We start from the raw sequence: 17084 nt of genomic DNA, 5'->3' as shown, positions 1-17084 counted from the left end.
AAAGCACTGCTTTGCCCCGAGCGCAAGACGAAGGCTAGGCCTGAAGTAAGAGGATAAGCAAAGCACTGCTTTGCCCGAGCGCAAGGCGAAGGCTAGGCCTGAAGTAAGAGGATAAGCAAAGCACTGCTTTGCCCGAGCGCAAGGCGAATGTTGTGTCTGAATTAAATATATTGAGTGAGTAAGCTGTGATCCACGTTGTTTTATATGAGCCTGAAATTCCTGCAAATACAGGCAATATTATTCGTCTGTGTGCCAATACAGGAGCACAGTTACATCTGGTCAAGCCGCTGGGTTTTGAGTTGGATGACAAAAAGCTGAAACGTGCCGGTCTGGATTATCACGAATATGCCAATATGCAGATTTGGGAAAACATCGAAGACTGTCTGGCCGATTTGGCAAGCAAAGGCATTGGGCTGGATGCAATCTATCCATTGACCACCAAAGGTTCTGAAACACCGCATACTTCGGATTTAAACCGTCCTGTGGCCTTGTTAATGGGTCCGGAAACTCGTGGTCTGCCTGAACATGTTCGTATGATGTTTCCGCAAAAGCACTGGATTCGTTTACCGATGGCAGAAAACTCCCGAAGTTTGAACTTGTCGAATGCCACTGCAGTAATTGTCTACGAAGCTTGGCGTCAGCAAGGTTTTAAAACGCTTTAAGCGGAAATTTGTGATGATTCTAAAAGCTGCCTTTGGGTGGCTTTTTTATTTTGTGTAACAAATAGATAAACTGCTTTTCACTTCATTGTATGCTTGAGTTTATAACTTCATCAAATATAACAAAAGGTGCTGCTTTGAAGCCTCTATTAAAACTTGTCATCGCATGTTGCCTTGAAACTATTGCGGCTTCCGTCAGTGCGGAAGAGGACAGAGCCGCCATATCGGCAACAAAGGAAGTTCAGCCCATTACTCAGGCAGAAATACAGCAGGGTTTGCTTAACATGCAAAAACGCTTAGATGCGCGTATTGAAAAATGGGGGCAGAGCCTGAATTCAGATGATTTTCAATGGACCTGGCGGGGGCGTAAATTAAAGCCAGCCAAGCGTGAAGAAGTCTGTGACATTTTTCAGGATGTCGTAGATGAAATGTATCAACTGGCTATCAAAAATAGAGCCCGTTTAGGTCCGGAAGAGCAAAAGTTATTGTCTAATCGCAGTCTGTTTATTGAAAAACTAGGTTATGAAAATAATCGGGTTAATACCCAGATGGGTTTTGATTGTTATCTACGTTAGTTAAATCAAAAAATGAAAAACATAAAAAAGGCGCATGAAGCGCCTTTTTTATTTGAATTAGAACGACATTATTTTTCATCAAATTCATTGTGCTGAGGAGCAGGGTGCTTGAAGCCTTTGGTTTTATAACCTAAGTACAAGATACCGCCAAATGCCCAGATCAGACCGTATTTAAGCGAAGCTTCATCGACTTCTAACCACAATGCAAAGACTGAAATGAAGCCAAGTAAAGGAACCACGACAAAGTTCATGATCTCTTTGGCACTCTTGGTACGACCATCACGTAATGCATAACGTGAAATCACCGACAAGTTGACGAAACTGAATGCCGTTAAGGCACCAAAGCTGATCAATGACACCACAAAATCAAGATCCATAAAGCCAGCAGTTAAAGCCACTGCACCAGCGATCAGGATGTTGTATGAAGGTGTGTAGTTTTTCGGACTAATATGACCGAAGATCTTCTTGTTGATCACGCCATCACGACCCATCACGTACATCAGACGAGATACACCCGCATGTGCTGAAATACCAGAAGCCATTACTGTCACAATTGCGAAGTAAAGTACGACTGTTTTAAACGCCACGCCACCGACAGCTTGTAAAATATCAGGCTGTGTTGCAGCGATATCTTCAAAGTAAGTTTTTGGATCATTCGGAAAGAAGATCTGCATGAAGTAAGTGCTAATGATGAAGATGATACCTGCCAACAATGCAGTCAAGAAAATCGCTTTAGGTAAGGTTTTCTCAGTATCTTTGGTTTCTTCAGCAAGAGAACTTAAAGAGTCAAAACCTGTGAATGAGAAACACAGTAAGGTTGCACCGGTAATCAGGGCAGCAACAGAAGTAAACTCATTCCAGAATGGCTCTAAACTCCACAGTTGATACTTTGCATCGACCAGTGTGCCGTCTGCATTCACGCCACCTTCCAGAAGTTGGTAAACCATCCAGGTGAAGTATGCAATGACGCCCAATTGTACGAATACAATCATACTGTTGAAGTTGGCAACAAATCTCGCACCACGAAGGTTAATCGCGGTCATAAAGGCGGTTAAACCAATGACCCAAACCCAATGGTTCATGTCTGGGAAAAGTGCTTCCAGATAAATCACCGCCAGAATGATATTGACCATTGGCGATAACAGGTAATCCAGCAAGGATGACCAACCCACCATGAAACCTACGTTCGGGTGGATGGATTTTTGCGCATAGGTATAGGCCGAACCCGAAGAAGGGTAGCGACGAATCATATGACCATAGCTCAAGGAGGTTAACAAAATTGCAATCAGTGCAAAAATGTAAGAGGTGGGAACGTGGAAGTTACTTTCTTCAGATACCAGACCAAATGTATCAAACAAGGTCATGGGTTGAATATAAGCTAAACCAATAATAATGATGTGCCAGAGTCCCAGCGTTTTTTGCAGTTTAGCTGCCGATTGAGTCCCAGAGATATTAGTCAACGGCGTTATCCTCTTAATCGTTGATCAAGGATCAGTCATATTTATAAGGATCGTTTGAGACGAACGATCCCCCCTACAGTTTTCTATAAAAGTCCGCCAATCTACTTGAAAAGAACGGCTTTTGCTAGCTATTTTTTTGACTTTTGTCCTGCATAAAATGTGCCATTCAAAAAAAGAAATCGAATTTTTTCTTATGCAAGATAAAAGCCTGATGCTTAAAAAAACATCAGGCTGAAATTTTGGCTATATTGGCTTATTTTTCAGTAATTACCAAGCCTTTTTTAAGATAGATTTTAAATCTTCCAGGGTGGCTTCTTTCGGGTTATAAATGATGGAACCATCATTCAGGGCTTTCTCTGCCACTTCATCGAGCTGGGTTTCAGAAATCTTACCGGTTTCACGTAATGTGCGTGGTAATTTGGTCAGACTGTAAATGCGGTCACGCATGGTCAGAATCGTCGCAATGGTTTTGTCAGCACGTAGATGCGCCGGCGTTTGTGCATAAATATCGGCACCCGCCAAAGGCAGGAGCAGATCTGCGATTTTATCGCCATTGACCTCTTTGTTGTATTCCAGCACATAAGGCAGGAATAAGTTCATGCATAAACCATGCGGCAGGTGTACCACTGCACCCAATGAGTGCCCCAGTGAATGCACAATGCCAACCATCGAGTTGGAAAATGCAATTCCCGCCATGGTCGATGCCTGTGCCAGCTCCAAACGGCCTTGTGCATCGGAAGGGTTATCCAGCACATTAAATAGGTGGGTACTGATCTTTTTGACTGCGGCGGTGGCATAAGCATCCGAAATCGGATTGGCTGCCATGCAGGTATAAGCTTCGACCGCATGGGTCATAGCATCCATTGCGGTCATGGCGGTTAAATGTGGCGGCAAGGTCTGGGTCATGCGGGGATCCAGAATCGCAGCATGCGGCATCAGATAATAAGAGGCGAACGGCATTTTGACGTTCTTTTCAGTGTCCGACACGACAGCGACCATGGTCACTTCTGAACCTGTACCAGATGTGGTTGGAATCACAAAGAACGGTTTCAGCGGTTTAGGCAAGTTATGTGCACCCGAATATTTCAGCAGGTCATCACCGCCTTCCGATACCAGAATATTGGTTGCCTTAGAGGTATCAATGACTGAACCTCCGCCCACAGCAATGATCGCGTCGCAATGATTTTCGCGATACAGCTTTGCCGCACTGCGCACTGTACCCAAGCTAGAGTCGGGTGGTACATCATCAAAAATCGCTACAATTGCAGCATCTGCCATTTCAAATGCAGCTTCAATTGGTGCCAACAAATTGTTGGCACGGACGCCTTTGTCGGTAATGATGAGCGGACGTTTGGCCCCCAAAGTCGCAAGTTCAAACGGAATATGTTCTAACGCGGCATGACCGGCAATCACTTTGACCGGACAGAAAAATTCATAATAAGGTTTAGCCATGTTATACACTCCGTTTCAAATAGGATTGAGCGATTTTCAGATAAATACTGCTCGCTTCGCTTAGTTTTTCTTTTAGGCTCAGATTGCTTGGATATTCTTTAACTGCCAGTTGTGCCACCATTTTCGGCAAAATCAGTGCTTCCATTTTATTCAGGCAACGTACCAGACGAATGGCATTGGAAATATCGCCATCAGCAATCATACGGTCATTGGCAAAAGCTTGAGAGGTACTTTCCTGAAAAGAAAATACCAAAAAGGCATGGTGCAGATGTTTAAAGGTAATGATCAAATCAGGTGCTTTTTCCAGATTTTTGACCAGTTCCAGCTGTTTGTCCTCAGTGACCCGCGCCACAAAGGCCGGGCCATGCGGAAAGACTTTCATGGAAAGAGTGAAATTTTCTGGAAAATGGGCCACTTCCTGTTTGATTTCTTTATCCACCTGACTTGCCATGACCAGACCTCGGCCAATCACATCCATCATGAGTTTGACATAGGCAAGCTGCAAAGCGGGTTTTACGGATTTAGTCGCAATCACGTGATGATCCCTATCTCAATATTATTAGTTTAGAGTAAATACTCTAATTTATTTGGGGGTAAAATGCAAAGGCTTTATCTTTGCTCGACAGTTACTTGCTTAAAGTACCCGTTGTGACGCAAAGTTTCAATAATTTCAGTGCACAACTGGCTGAATTGGGGTGGTTGCTCGAGCAGGTCACTCATGCGTACCATTTCCAGTCCTGCATAGCCACAAGGGTTAATGGTGTTGAATCCGCTCAGATCACAATCTAGATTTAGGGACAGACCATGGTAGCTACGGCCTTTGCGAATTTTAAAACCGAGTGAGCCGATTTTACGTTCAGCCACATATACACCAGGTGCATCCGGTTTGGCATAGGCATCAATGCCATATTTTTTTAGCAATTCAATCATCAGGTTTTCAGCATAAGACACCAGCGTGCGCACATTCCAGCCCAGACGATTCAGGTCGAACATGAAGTAAGCCACCAATTGACCGGGACCATGCCAGGTCACCTGACCACCACGATCGGTCTGAATCACCGGAATATTGCTTGGTATTAAAATATGTTCCGGTTTGCCTGCCTGACCTTGAGTCAGTACATCCTGATGTTGCAAAATCCACAATTGATCCGGGCTATGTTCATCACGGGTTTCCGTAAATGTTTTCATTTCCAGAAAACGATCTTCATAAGGTGTGAGGTCGTGATATTGACGAATGATCAGCTCGGGCTTTTGCAGCACATCAGTCACAGGAAGTGTCCTTGGTAATTATAAAAAACTGGTCATAATTATAATGATTTCGGCATGAAATAGGGGTGAGATCAGCAATATTTCATGGGTATCTTAGCGCTGTATAGGCATAAAAAAAACACGCCCGGAAGCGTGTCTTTTGTATTTTCGATTACAGTGCTGTTTTAATTAGCGGGCAAGCGGCCAAATCTGCATATACTGCATGAACCTGTTCCAGTTCCAAAAAGCGCAGTTGTGCGGTAATGGAATGGTATTTTCCAGTACGTGATGGCGTAATACTGACGCTATCACCTTCAAAATCTGGAAAATGTTTCAGAAAAATGTCGATGACAGCATGACGCAATTCATCGCCCGCAAGGCCAATCAGTTTAATCGGATAATCCATAGGGAAAACCCAAAGATGTTCTTGAAGTTCACGAGATGGTGTACGGTCTAACATGGTAGTCCCCCTGATTTGAAACGCCTGCAATCATGCAGGCGTTTGGGTTTGTCTTGGCTACTTAAATGGAGACTGATGATCAAATTTCAAGTCTCCAGAATAAGCATCAAATCTTAATCATTCTCAAGGAATGAACGTAAGTGTTCTGAACGCGATGGATGGCGAAGTTTACGCAGCGCTTTCGCTTCAATCTGACGAATACGTTCACGTGTTACGTCAAACTGTTTGCCCACCTCTTCCAAAGTATGGTCAGTCGGCATGTCGATACCAAAACGCATTTTTAGGACTTTGGCTTCACGTTCAGTCAGGTTTTCCAGAACTTCACGTGTCGCTTCTTTCAGGCCTTCAGACGTTGCCGCATCAATTGGTGAAGTGATGTTGCTGTCTTCAATGAAGTCACCCAGATGTGAATCTTCATCATCACCGATCGGTGTTTCCATCGAAATTGGTTCTTTGGCGATTTTCAGTACTTTACGTACTTTAACTTCGTCCATTTCCAGACGTTCGCCCAGTTCTTCAGGAGTCGGTTCACGACCCATTTCCTGTAGAAGCTGACGAGATACACGGTTGATCTTGTTGATCGTTTCAATCATGTGTACCGGAATACGAATGGTACGTGCCTGATCCGCGATCGAACGGGTAATCGCCTGACGAATCCACCAGGTCGCATAAGTCGAGAATTTATAACCACGACGGTATTCAAACTTGTCTACGGCTTTCATCAGACCGATGTTACCTTCCTGAATCAGATCCAGGAATTGCAAGCCACGGTTGGTATATTTCTTCGCAATCGAAATTACCAGACGCAAGTTCGCTTCAACCATTTCTTTCTTGGCACGACGTGCTTTGGCTTCACCGACGGCCATACGTTTGGCAATGTCTTTAATGCCTTTTACATCAAGGCCAAGCTCTTTCTCGATATCGGCAATTTTTTGCTGGAAGGCCAATACGTCTGGACGTACTTTTTCCAGATAAGCTTTCTGGTCTGCAGGTGTTTTTGCGATCTGCTCATCTAACCAGGCTGGATTCGATTCTTGGCCCGGGAAGCTGGTACGGAACTGGGTGCGATCCATACGGCCACGACGTACTGCATAACGCATCACTTCACGTTCTGCACCACGAATTTGATCATGGGTACCACGAATCATTTCAGAAATGATATCAAATAGACGCGGGGTAAATTTGAACATCATGAATACAGTTGCAAGTGCCTGCAAAGCTTCTTCAGCCTGTTTGCTGTCACGACCATGTTTTTCAATAGTTGCTTTGGTATTCAGCCACGCATTTTCCAGTTCAGTAAAACGCGCTTTAGCAATTTCAGGATCTGGACCAGAATCTGCTTCTGATTCATCATCAGAATCTGCTTCTTCTTCCTCTTCATCATCGTCCAGTTTTACATCTTTGGTCGATTTTTTCGAGTCAGTCTCATCTTCAGCAAGAACCGCTTCTTCTTCTAGAACTTCAGGAATTTCTTCATCTGATTCAGGATCTAAATAACCTGATAAAAGGTCAGCAAGACGGCGTTCACCCGCTTCATAATCTTTGTATTCTTGCAGTACCACTTCTACCGCATTCGGCCAGTAAGCAATCGAGTGCAAAACATCACGAATACCTTCTTCGATGCGTTTTGCGATGCTGATTTCGCCTTCACGAGTCAGAAGTTCTACTGTACCCATCTCACGCATATACATACGTACAGGGTCAGTGGTACGACCTGGCTCGTTTTCTACCGAGGCAAGTACGGCTGCAGCTTCTTCTTCTGCAACTTCATCCGCCGCTTCTGCAGTATCTTCGAACATCGTATCATCAGATTCAGGCGCGCGATCATGTACCGGAATACCAACGTCATTCAGCATCTGAATGATGTCTTCAATCTGCTCGCTTTCTGTGATGGAGTCCGGCAGATGATCGTTAACCTCAGCGAAGGTTAAATAACCTTGTTCTTTGCCTCGGCTAATCAGAGCCGCTACTTGAGAAGTAGGGGAAGTCATATCGCTCATCTTTTGCTTACTCTTCGTTGAATCTGTGGCAGTAAAAAACCGTACAATGCTGCACGATTTAAGCTCGTTAAATTTAGTGAATAGCCTACATATTTCATCAGTGAATTCAGCATTAAAGCTGTCTGATAAAATATTTAAAATGAAATTCAGTAATTTAAGATGGGGGTGAATTTGTTGTTTTCAAGTTCATCCCATGCGTGTCTGTTTATGACTCAAAAAAGGAGAATCAAAAAACATAAGGACGCAGGGTGGATTATATCATGGCACACAATTGAGACAGAAAAAACCCCTAATTACAAATTAAAAATACGAAAATCCAAATAAAACTTGACTTGTTATTTTAGGCACGATAAATAGCGCTTAAATCCTTTTACATTTTTCACTCATGAGGAAGTTTTAGTGTCTTCTACAGATTTTGAACTAGATGATAACTTCGGTGAAGATGATGTTAATTTCGATGAGGCTTCTAGCAAGCTCAGTGCTAAAGAGTCGTTGGAAAAACGTCGTCTGATCGATGATCTGCTGACCCAACGTCGTTTAGAGCGCGAACTCAAAGATTTTGACTATGACTTCGACGATGATGACGATTTTGACGACGAAGATTAACGAATTCGGATTTAGCATAGCCTGAATAAATGCTATGCTAAACCTTTCGGTTTTCTAAGTTTGGATGTTAGATGAGTGCTTTAGATTTAGACCTGTTGAGTGAATATCTAGATGGTGACCAAAATGAACATGGTCTAGATTTCGCGGCAACCCATGGTTTCTTATGTGCTATTGCAGTAGGCCCAAAATTCGACAAATGGTTAGACGAACTTTTTGATAGTAATCAAAAGAAAGTGCCTGCAGAAATCATCACTCAGGTGCAAGCATGGTTAGAGTCTATTCGTCAAAGCTTAGCCAATGAAGAAGGGATTACGTTCCCGTTTGAAATTGAAGAAGCAGATACTGAATCAAGCTTGGGTGACTGGAGTGTGGGCTTTGTAGACGCCATGTTCCTAAACGAAGACGCTTGGTTTACTGAAGAATTTGAAGAACAACTGGTGGATTTAACCCTGCCAATCATGGTCTTCAGCGGCATTGATGATGAAGATCCACAAATGGAAACTTTCCGTCGCAATGGTCAGTTAATGGATGAACTTGCAGAAGAAATTCCAGAAAACTTAAATGAATTGTATCTGATGTATCACACTCCAGAATAATTCATAAAAAAAGCACCGCAGGGTGCTTTTTTTAGCTTTGGCCTTTTTGCATCTTTGAGATCTACTCGACCCTATTTTCTTTCCAAGCCTGTACGCTTCGTCAGACTATAGCGTGCATAAGCATTGTAGGCGATATGAAACAGCAAGGCATGTAAGGCAATGCTTGCAGCTACCAGGAATGAATTTGTTCCTCTTCCTGTATAGGTGATGGTTCTATAAATCTCATCTGTCTGCGGGTTCATCCAGATGACCACAACTAAAAAGATAAACCCGAATGTCATGGCAATAATAGTGGAGCCCCAGACCAGTTTGCTTTTCTCTTGCTGAGTCGGCAAACGAAGTTCTTTCTTAACAAAGTATCGGGCACTGAGAAAGGCAGAAGCAATCAGGGCAGGAATCAGCAGAATGGCGCCCAGATTGAATACATAGATGAATATGCCTACCAATAGAACCAAGGTCAGATAAACGGTGGCAAAATATTTAAGATAATGCGACATCGTTTTAATCTCCTTAAGGGATCTTCCTCAGGATGGACGATTTTTACGCTGCTGTCTACGGTAGAAAATCCAGATAATAATTACCACAACAATGGCAATAATCACATAACTGACTTTACTGAAAATTTGCTGCATCAAATGCTGGTTTTCGCCAAAATAAAATCCGACACACGCCAAAAATGTGGTCCAGATGATGGTTCCAAGTGCGCTATAAAACATAAATTTCCAGAAGGGCATATGACTCATGCCAGCAGGAATGCTGATCAGCGAGCGAACCGCAGGAATCATGCGGCCAAAGAACACAATCCGGTGACCATAATGCTCAAACCAACTCAATGATTTTTTTACATCTTCTGATTTAATAAATAAATATTTGCCATAACGATCGACAAATTTAAAAATAGAATCATGGTTAAATTTATAGCCAATCCAGTACAGCAAGGCGGCTGCCAGCAGGGAGCCGATACAGCCGGACATGATTACCCCGACGAGTATTAACTCGCCCTGAGAGGCTGAATAGCCCGCGGAAGGCATAATAATTTCGGAAGGGATTGGCGGGAAGACATTATCCAGGAACATGAGCAGAGCAATGCCCCAGTAGCCCAGTTGCTCCATAACGGAAATAATCCATTCGGTCAGATTCATATGATTGGCAAAATAAAAAATACTGCCTGTATCCTAAGCAGTATTTTTTGTGCGGTAAAGTCTTGGAATATAAATGATCAGGCAGAATTAGCTATGCGTCAGGGTATAAATATAAACTTTACGTAAGAAATAGGCCAAGCAGATCGGCAAAATACTTAGCAGGATAAAATGCATGATGCTGGTATTGATATGGTAACCAATGAAAAGCGCCAAGATCGCGCCAATAACGGTTCCCAGGATAACGACGAACAGATGTGATTGCTGTTCAAGCTCTTCAGAAATTTGATGAAGCCGTTGCAACTTTATATTTTCTTTTGGTTGAAATTGAACCAGATTGTCTGAATCTCGAGCAAGTGAGCCTGCCATTTTATATTCCTTTTCACTTAAAAATTTCAGTTAATAATGAAAGACTTAGATTGTAAATTACCGTATCATTAGACTAACAATCTTGTTTGGAAAAAAATGAGGTTCTTGGTAAGGAATTGGTAAGAGTTTTATTGCTGTTGTGATTTTTATGTAAACAAAAAACCCTCCGAAGAGGGTTTTTATATATTTCATTACAAAAGGCCAAATTAGAGGCGTTTGCGTTTTGCTGCTAAAATTTGTGATTGACGCATACGGAAACCTTCTTTTTGTTTCTCCGAGGTTTTGTCAATACAGTACACACAAGAGACACCATGTTCATAACTTGGGAGGGCAACTTCTTCTGGAAGTAAAGGCCAGCCACACGCATGACACTTGGTATTTTGGCCTTCTTCAACACCGTGCGTTACGGCAGTACGACCATCAAACACGAAGCATTCACCTTCCCACATGCTTTCTTCAGCCGGGGTTTCTTCCAGGTATTTCAAAATACCGCCTTTCAGGTGATAAACTTCAGTGAAGCCTTCTTGAAGAAGTAAAGAGGTTGATTTTTCACAACGAATACCACCTGTACAGAACATGGCAATTTTCTTGTCTTTGTGCTGTTCCAGATTATTTTTCACGTATTCAGGGAATTCGCGGAAGCTTTCAGTTTTCGGATCAATCGCGCCTTTGAACGTACCTGCTTTGTATTCGTAATCGTTACGGGTATCAACCAGAATCACGTCATCACGTGCAATCAGTTCGTTCCATTCTTTTGGATCAAGATAGTGACCGACTAAATCACGCGGTTTCACTTCCACGCCTAAAGTCACGATTTCTTTTTTTAATTTAATTTTCATTTTACGGAATGGTTTTTCAGAACTGTCAGATTCTTTGTATTCCATTTCGTTAAAACCTTCATTCAGAAGGAACTGGTGAATTTGATCAATCGATGCACGGTCGCCTGCAACCGTACCGTTAATGCCTTCACCTGCCACAATTAGAGTACCGCAAAGGTTGATGGATTTTACCAGGTCCAGAAGACGTTGCTGAAGATCGGCAGGATCTTGAACTTCTTTGAATTGATAAAGTGCGGCAACAACCCAACCAGTCGTCGCTTGCTGTTCTACAGGTGCAAGCTGTTCTACAGTAGCGTTCATGGAATACTCCAACGTAGCATGATAATTTGAAAGGCGCATATTTTAGCTTGATTCGAGTGAATAAGCGAGTAAAACGCAAGTCTTTTAACAGGCTTCAATTCATGGGAGAGAGCGTGTATAGTCATGCCCGGCCCAGGATTTTGTGCAGTGATGCAGATACTGAAAGTTGCAGTATCTTTGGAGTGTGTTTTGAGTTCAGATCGTCGTATTGCGTCTTTAACCCCATGTGCAGGGCGTTGCTCGACCGTATTTGGTGATGCGGTATGTCGTGGTTGTCGCCGTTTTAATCATGAAGTGATTCACTGGAATACGTATAGTGCTGAGCAGCATCGAGCTGTGTGGCAGCGACTGGATGCACAGCTGGATCAGATTCTGGTGCCATTGTTACCGCATGCCGATCTTGTCAAAGTGCAGGCCTTTGTGCTGTCGAAACGGGTGCGCTTGCGTGATGATGCTTCTAAAGGGCGCAAGCTGTATCATGCTTTAAAGCTCTGTGAAAAAAATCGGCATTTTACCGACGATAGTGGTTTAGGCATCCATTATAAGCAGGTGCGTCCGCTCTGGGACGAGTTTGAGCGCCGGATCTTGGCCTTGGCTACCGCCAGTTATGATCTGGCTTTTCTGCGGGCAGATGGCATCAGTCAGCATCTGATTCAGATGGAAGAAGAGGACGAGTAGGTCCTCTTTTTTTATGCTGACTATATTAGACAAGGAGGAATGGGGTGAATATTACCGAATATCTGCTGTATTGTCTGGCCGTAGTAATCATGATCGCGACGCCCGGACCAGTAATGTTACTGGTCGCTAGTGCTGGGCTCAAAGGCGGCTATAAGCATGCCTTGCAGACTATTTTCGGGACTAACTTTGCCTCACTGGTTCTGATTGGTTTATCCATTCTCAGTCTAAAAGGTCTTCTGGTTGTTAACGAAAATTGGCTGAATGGCATTAAGCTACTTGGCTGTTTGTATATTGCCTGGCTGGGAATTCAGATTTTCAGGGAAGTCTGGCAAGGGCAGGGATCAACTGGACCACAAAACCTGCAGCCCGTACAGGGTGGCTTTCGTACCGGTTTTCTGGTAGGTATTTCTAATCCCAAGGATATTATTTTCTTTGCCGCCTTTTTTCCGCAATTTATAGGCATTAGCCCAAACCTCGATTTAAGCTTGGTGATTCTGACAATTAGCTGGATTGTTCTGGATTTTCTCACCCTGTCACTGGTGTATCTGGGTTTTCAGCGATTATCTCGGTCTCAGCTTTATCTGCATTTACTTGGGCTATGTGGCTTGATCTTGTTAATGGTTGCACTGTATGGGATTTATTCCATCTTCAGTTAATTCAATCAATATATACGACACAAAAAATCCCGGACCAAATGCCGGGATTTTCTTTTTAAATAGACTTATATATTGTGTTGCTGGCGGTACTGTACCAGTTCATCAATGGTAATTAGGCTCAGTTGATGCGTCTGTGCATACGAGAGAACTTGAATACCAGAAGCCATGCTGCCATCCGGATTAGTCAGTTCACACAACACGCCGGCAGGTTTTAAACCAGCCAGACGCGCAAGGTCAATAGTACCTTCAGTATGACCACGCCGGGTTAAGACAACCTTCACGGGCGCGTAATGGGAATACATGACCAGGACGATTCAGATCACTGGCAACTGCGCCGTCTTTAATCGCTGTTTTAATTGTAGTCGTGCGGTCTTTGGCAGAAACACCGGTTGTTACACCCTCTACTGCTTCAATACTTACAGTAAAGGCAGTTTTAAACTGGCTAGAGTTATCTTGTACCATTGGTGGTAACTCTAAATGGTTTGCCAGCTCATCAGTCAGACATAAGCAAACGATGCCGGAACCATCACGAATCATACGCGCCATGGTTTCTATAGTTAAAGTTTCAGCTGCCACAATCAGATCGGCTTCATTTTCACGGTCAAAATCATCCATGACCAAGACAGGTTTGCCTTGGCGGAGATCTTCGAGTGCCTGAAGGATACGTTGTTCAGCAGGGGCTAAAGCAGAAAAGAAAATTTCGGGTTGAATCAAACTTGACATTGAAATGCTCACCTAAACTAAAAATATGATTGAACATTTCAGGACTGAGTGAAAATAGGCTTATAGCAAAAACAGGTGTATGCACGGCATACAGCCTTGGTGCTGCTTTCGTCTTCTTTCATCCGGACTATACCGTCGGCTCTGGATTTGCACCAGATCTGCAGATCAATCGAAATTGACCGCTCGTGGGCTAATTCAAGCCTAATTATAAAAAGCTGAAATTACCACCGGTGGGGAATCACACCCCGCCCTGAAGCGATGTAAGAACATTATAGTCCTGATTTTAAAAAGATGGGATAGTTGAAATGGAAAGTAATTTGCAGAATTTTAGATAAACAAAACAGATAATCTGAATTACCCAGGTTTTTAGCAAAATACTGGAAACATGCTATGGTGTGAGGAAGATTAGAAATCCTTCAATCATTCTAACAATGCATAAAACTGAGCTGATCCGAAATAATCAATTTTCGCCCTTGCTGTTCTGCAATGTAGAAGTACTACGTTATTTAAAAATCTTGGGCTTAGCACTCATCACGGTCAGTTTGCTGTATTTAATGGCAGCGAACTGGTGGATGCTGCCGGATCCGGTTCAGCTGGCAATCCCGATGCTGATTTTACTCTGTAGTGCAACAGCAAGTATTTACTTCGACCAGCAGGAATGGGTGAGACAGAGTCTGGATACAGTATCTGGTCTCATGCTGGGTTTAAGTCTGGCAATGATTGGGCAGATTTATCAAACTGGCGCAGATAGTTATCTGTTATTTTTGCTCTGGTCAGCCTTGCTCTTACCATGGCTCTATCGCTCCAATATTGGCATTTTTGTCATGCTTTGCGTAGTGAGCCAGCTGACGTTGTATCTGTATTTTAAACAGAGCTTCTGGATGGGAAGAGCAGAAGGGTTGTATTTGCTCGGTCTCAATTTGCTGACAGCACTTAGCTTTGCGTATGCCATGCGCTATTACGCGCTGCTACGTTTTCTGTTTATCGCATTTGTGATCGTGATTTCGATCAGCAGCATGATGCAGTTTATTCATCACTCTAAGCTGATCTATTTAGCTTCTTCAGTTGTTTTACCGACAGGTGCCGCATTTTATTTTTATAGGAAACATCAGGCGCTAGAAGCCATTCTTCTCATTGCAGGTTTGGCTGCCAGTGTGAGCTTATGGGTATTTGAACTGGTTGAAAATCAACTGACCAATTCAGCTACTGGACTATTTGTGCTAGCTGTGCTGATTTTTGGCTGGTTTGCCTTAATTAGTTTTGCTTTAAATAGAATTTTTCCACAAACCAAATTTTCTGTGATTCCTTTGGCACTCGGTGCCTGGATTTCGGGGATTATTCTTGCAGTCCTGTTACTGACTTACTGGGAAGCATTTTCGATTTTAATGGGGATCATTTTTATAGGCATCGCCTGGAAACTGCTGGGTCAGCAGGCTTCAGTTTTTATGCACCAGTTTGCCTATTGCTTGTGGATCTGTGGTCAGGCAGCAGTTTTAATTCATACAGAACTGCTGACCGACAGTATAGTTGTAGTCTGGCTGCTGCAATTATTAATGCTGGGGCTTACTACCATCAAACGGATGCACTGGTCTATTTTGACCCTACAGCTGCTGATGACGCATGCATTAGCAATCGTGGTTCTGGTCTTAGAGAATTCTTTTAAACATGATGACATGGTGATCAGTATCATACTCAGCTTGAACTATGTCATTTTCATCGGAATATTCCTAACAGCGCGTTATTGGCAATCTTCGCATTATCAGAAAAGTATCTTTCTCTGGATGATTGCCATGCTGACAGGTTCAGCGGTGGTTCAGGCGGTGACCGGATTAGAGCACTGGCACAGCATTGGACAGATCAGCTTTGACCAAGTCCTGTTATTTTATATTCTTCCGAGCTTATTGTTGTTCAGTTTTATTTGGCAAAACTGGCAACAATTTTCTGAAAAATGGCTCTGGTTAATTCCGGTTCTGGGTTTATTACTGATCCTGCTGGGCTATTTTGAAATTTTTATCATTATGCTGCTCATGGCCTGGGCTGTAGTCTATCAGCAACGACTGATGCAAGCTCTGTCGATTTTATTGCTGATCTTCTGGTTATGGATGCTGTATTACAATCTGGGGCTGAGTTTCCTGGTAAAGAGCCTAACGATTTTCATCTCAGGTCTTATGGTTTGGTGCATGGTCTATGGCTTAAAGCAGGTAAGGATTAGACCTGGTCAGGAGGAAACTGCATGAAAAAGTTTCTTCCTCTGATTTTGGCCGGATTCAGTATTCTGCTCTTTGTGGGATTGATCCTGAAACATGAACATCATTTAGTGAACAGCCAGTCCATTTTCGTCGAGCTTGCTCCGTTCGATCCGCGCTCAATCTTGCAAGGCGATTATATGGTACTGAATTATGAGCTGCATTTCGAGGGTGATGCTGAAGCGGATCGTGGAGAAGAGGGTAGTTTAGCGGATAAGAAAATTGCAGCCTTAGAAAAGCATATTCAGGATCAGACACATCTTCTAAGCTATGTACAGCTAGATGATCAGCATCGTGTGATTCAAACTAGCATGGATGAAAATCTTTTAAAAACTCATCAGGGAACTTCCGCGCGTTTGCTTCTAAAAAATCCTTCCAATCGATTAGCCAATTTATATCCGGCAGCGAGTAGCTTTCTGTTTGCAGAAGGATTGGAGCCGTGCTATCGCAACGCAAAATATGCCGAGATTAAAGTTAAAGATAATGGACAGGCTTTATTGGCGAATCTGGTGGATCAGAATCTGCGAGCTTTAAATTGCGAAAGCCAAAAAGACTGGGTACAAGGCGGTTAATTAAGATCTATTTTTAGAAGTATTTTTCAATAAAAAAGCCCGCAATGTGCGAGCTTTTGGGTATCTGGTCTGATCAGATTATGCGACTTGTACCGGAATACAGTTGGCGGTGTGGCTGACTGTATTATTTGGGTTAGCATAAACCAAGCGAGGCTGATGGGCATTCGCTTCAGCTTCAGTGAAATCGCCAAAGGTTGCAATAATCACGATATCGCCTACATCGGCTTGATGCGCAGCGCCACCATTGACTGAAATGATGCCTGAATTGTCTTCGCCACGAATTGCATAAGTTGCAAAACGTTTACCATTGGTCACGTTCCACACATGAATTTCTTCGTATTCACGAATGCCAGCCAAATCCATCAAAACGCCATCAATTGCACATGAACCTTCATAGTGTAGTTCTGCATGTGTAACGTGAGCGCGGTGAATTTTGCATTTTAATAAACGAGATAGCATGGCTAGCGTCCCCTGAGTTGACCTAAGAGTTTGATCATTTGGTTAAA

Annotated in this window: 19 protein-coding genes, 1 pseudogene and 1 riboswitch; of the genes and pseudogenes, 8 read left to right on the top strand and 12 right to left on the bottom strand. The window is 43.1% G+C overall.

Going from position 1 to position 17084, the window contains the following annotated elements:
- Positions 1–185 precede the first annotated feature (185 nt).
- Complete coding sequence (locus tag AC13CK_RS12865; RefSeq protein ID WP_005106302.1) at positions 186–662, top strand: tRNA (cytidine(34)-2'-O)-methyltransferase; 477 nt, start codon at positions 186–188, stop codon at positions 660–662.
- Between the two features lie 89 nt (positions 663–751).
- Positions 752–1234, top strand: coding sequence for a hypothetical protein (locus AC13CK_RS12860; RefSeq protein ID WP_180180458.1), 483 nt, complete (start codon positions 752–754; stop codon positions 1232–1234).
- A 68-nt stretch (positions 1235–1302) separates the two neighbouring features.
- Here the strand turns inward: AC13CK_RS12860 and AC13CK_RS12855 are convergent, their stop codons facing one another.
- The 6 genes from AC13CK_RS12855 to rpoD all read right to left on the bottom strand — a co-directional run bounded on the left by AC13CK_RS12855 (position 1303) and on the right by rpoD (position 7902).
- Positions 1303–2694 carry an APC family permease gene (locus AC13CK_RS12855; RefSeq protein ID WP_153566830.1) on the bottom strand — a complete coding sequence of 464 codons (1392 nt, stop codon included), beginning with the start codon at positions 2692–2694 and terminating at the stop codon, positions 1303–1305.
- 267 nt (positions 2695–2961) lie between these two features.
- Complete coding sequence (locus tag AC13CK_RS12850) at positions 2962–4146, bottom strand: iron-containing alcohol dehydrogenase (RefSeq protein WP_409665975.1); 1185 nt, start codon at positions 4144–4146, stop codon at positions 2962–2964.
- 1 nt (position 4147) lies between these two features.
- The gene (locus AC13CK_RS12845; RefSeq protein ID WP_180037094.1) at positions 4148–4681 is read right to left on the bottom strand and encodes a hypothetical protein; all 534 of its coding nucleotides are present in this window, start codon (positions 4679–4681) and stop codon (positions 4148–4150) included.
- Between the two features lie 74 nt (positions 4682–4755).
- Positions 4756–5415 (bottom strand): lipoyl(octanoyl) transferase LipB, encoded by a 660-nt coding sequence (gene lipB / locus AC13CK_RS12840; protein WP_425878781.1) that lies wholly within the window; start codon positions 5413–5415, stop codon positions 4756–4758.
- Positions 5416–5566: 151 nt separating this feature from the next.
- Positions 5567–5854, bottom strand: a complete 288-nt coding sequence (locus AC13CK_RS12835; protein WP_004280625.1) for a YbeD family protein — start codon at positions 5852–5854, stop codon at positions 5567–5569.
- Positions 5855–5967: 113 nt separating this feature from the next.
- Entirely contained in the window at positions 5968–7902 is a 1935-nt protein-coding gene (gene rpoD / locus AC13CK_RS12830) for an RNA polymerase sigma factor RpoD (RefSeq protein ID WP_224215688.1), read from the bottom strand.
- A 351-nt stretch (positions 7903–8253) separates the two neighbouring features.
- Between rpoD and AC13CK_RS12825 the strand changes: the two genes are divergently transcribed.
- Together AC13CK_RS12825 and AC13CK_RS12820 are read left to right on the top strand one after the other, a co-directional pair.
- Positions 8254–8460: a PA3496 family putative envelope integrity protein gene (locus AC13CK_RS12825; RefSeq protein WP_004280622.1), complete on the top strand. Its 207-nt coding sequence runs from the start codon at positions 8254–8256 to the stop codon at positions 8458–8460.
- 71 nt (positions 8461–8531) lie between these two features.
- Complete coding sequence (locus AC13CK_RS12820) at positions 8532–9056, top strand: YecA/YgfB family protein (protein WP_004280621.1); 525 nt, start codon at positions 8532–8534, stop codon at positions 9054–9056.
- A gap of 71 nt (positions 9057–9127) precedes the next feature.
- On the opposite strand, the gene AC13CK_RS12815 is transcribed toward AC13CK_RS12820, so the two are convergent.
- From AC13CK_RS12815 to trhO, 4 genes are all read right to left on the bottom strand, one after another.
- On the bottom strand, positions 9128–9553 hold the full coding sequence (locus AC13CK_RS12815; RefSeq protein WP_195725711.1) for an ABZJ_00895 family protein: 426 nt from the start codon (positions 9551–9553) through the stop codon (positions 9128–9130).
- Between the two features lie 27 nt (positions 9554–9580).
- Positions 9581–10198, bottom strand: a complete 618-nt coding sequence (locus tag AC13CK_RS12810; protein ID WP_004731893.1) for a DedA family protein — start codon at positions 10196–10198, stop codon at positions 9581–9583.
- A gap of 87 nt (positions 10199–10285) precedes the next feature.
- Entirely contained in the window at positions 10286–10564 is a 279-nt protein-coding gene (locus tag AC13CK_RS12805; RefSeq protein ID WP_004280617.1) for a hypothetical protein, read from the bottom strand.
- 206 nt (positions 10565–10770) lie between these two features.
- Entirely contained in the window at positions 10771–11703 is a 933-nt protein-coding gene (gene trhO, locus AC13CK_RS12800; protein ID WP_004645789.1) for an oxygen-dependent tRNA uridine(34) hydroxylase TrhO, read from the bottom strand.
- Positions 11704–11892: 189 nt separating this feature from the next.
- On the opposite strand from trhO, the gene AC13CK_RS12795 reads away from it, so the two are divergent.
- Together AC13CK_RS12795 and AC13CK_RS12790 are read left to right on the top strand one after the other, a co-directional pair.
- Positions 11893–12381 carry a DUF1289 domain-containing protein gene (locus tag AC13CK_RS12795; RefSeq protein WP_086044935.1) on the top strand — a complete coding sequence of 163 codons (489 nt, stop codon included), beginning with the start codon at positions 11893–11895 and terminating at the stop codon, positions 12379–12381.
- A 44-nt stretch (positions 12382–12425) separates the two neighbouring features.
- Complete coding sequence (locus AC13CK_RS12790; RefSeq protein ID WP_482831242.1) at positions 12426–13037, top strand: LysE family translocator; 612 nt, start codon at positions 12426–12428, stop codon at positions 13035–13037.
- A 65-nt stretch (positions 13038–13102) separates the two neighbouring features.
- Here AC13CK_RS12790 and ribB read toward each other — a convergent pair.
- A pseudogene (gene ribB / locus AC13CK_RS12785) lies at positions 13103–13760 on the bottom strand (3,4-dihydroxy-2-butanone-4-phosphate synthase).
- 106 nt (positions 13761–13866) lie between these two features.
- A riboswitch (FMN riboswitch) is annotated at positions 13867–14021 on the bottom strand.
- Positions 14022–14191: 170 nt separating this feature from the next.
- Here ribB and AC13CK_RS12780 point away from each other — a divergent pair.
- Both AC13CK_RS12780 and AC13CK_RS12775 read left to right on the top strand, forming a co-directional pair.
- On the top strand, positions 14192–15997 hold the full coding sequence (locus tag AC13CK_RS12780; RefSeq protein WP_425878786.1) for a DUF2157 domain-containing protein: 1806 nt from the start codon (positions 14192–14194) through the stop codon (positions 15995–15997).
- Positions 15994–16578, top strand: coding sequence for a GDYXXLXY domain-containing protein (locus AC13CK_RS12775; protein ID WP_005106315.1), 585 nt, complete (start codon positions 15994–15996; stop codon positions 16576–16578). Before AC13CK_RS12780 ends, AC13CK_RS12775 begins: the two co-directional genes overlap by 4 nt.
- Positions 16579–16656: 78 nt before the next feature.
- On the opposite strand, the gene panD is transcribed toward AC13CK_RS12775, so the two are convergent.
- Positions 16657–17037: an aspartate 1-decarboxylase gene (panD, locus tag AC13CK_RS12770; RefSeq protein ID WP_004280606.1), complete on the bottom strand. Its 381-nt coding sequence runs from the start codon at positions 17035–17037 to the stop codon at positions 16657–16659.
- Positions 17038–17084 lie beyond the last annotated feature (47 nt).

This window comes from Acinetobacter sp. L-24, from assembly GCF_056857555.1.
Note: the sequence above shows the minus strand (reverse complement) of the source record. Positions and strands in the feature narration are given on the sequence as shown.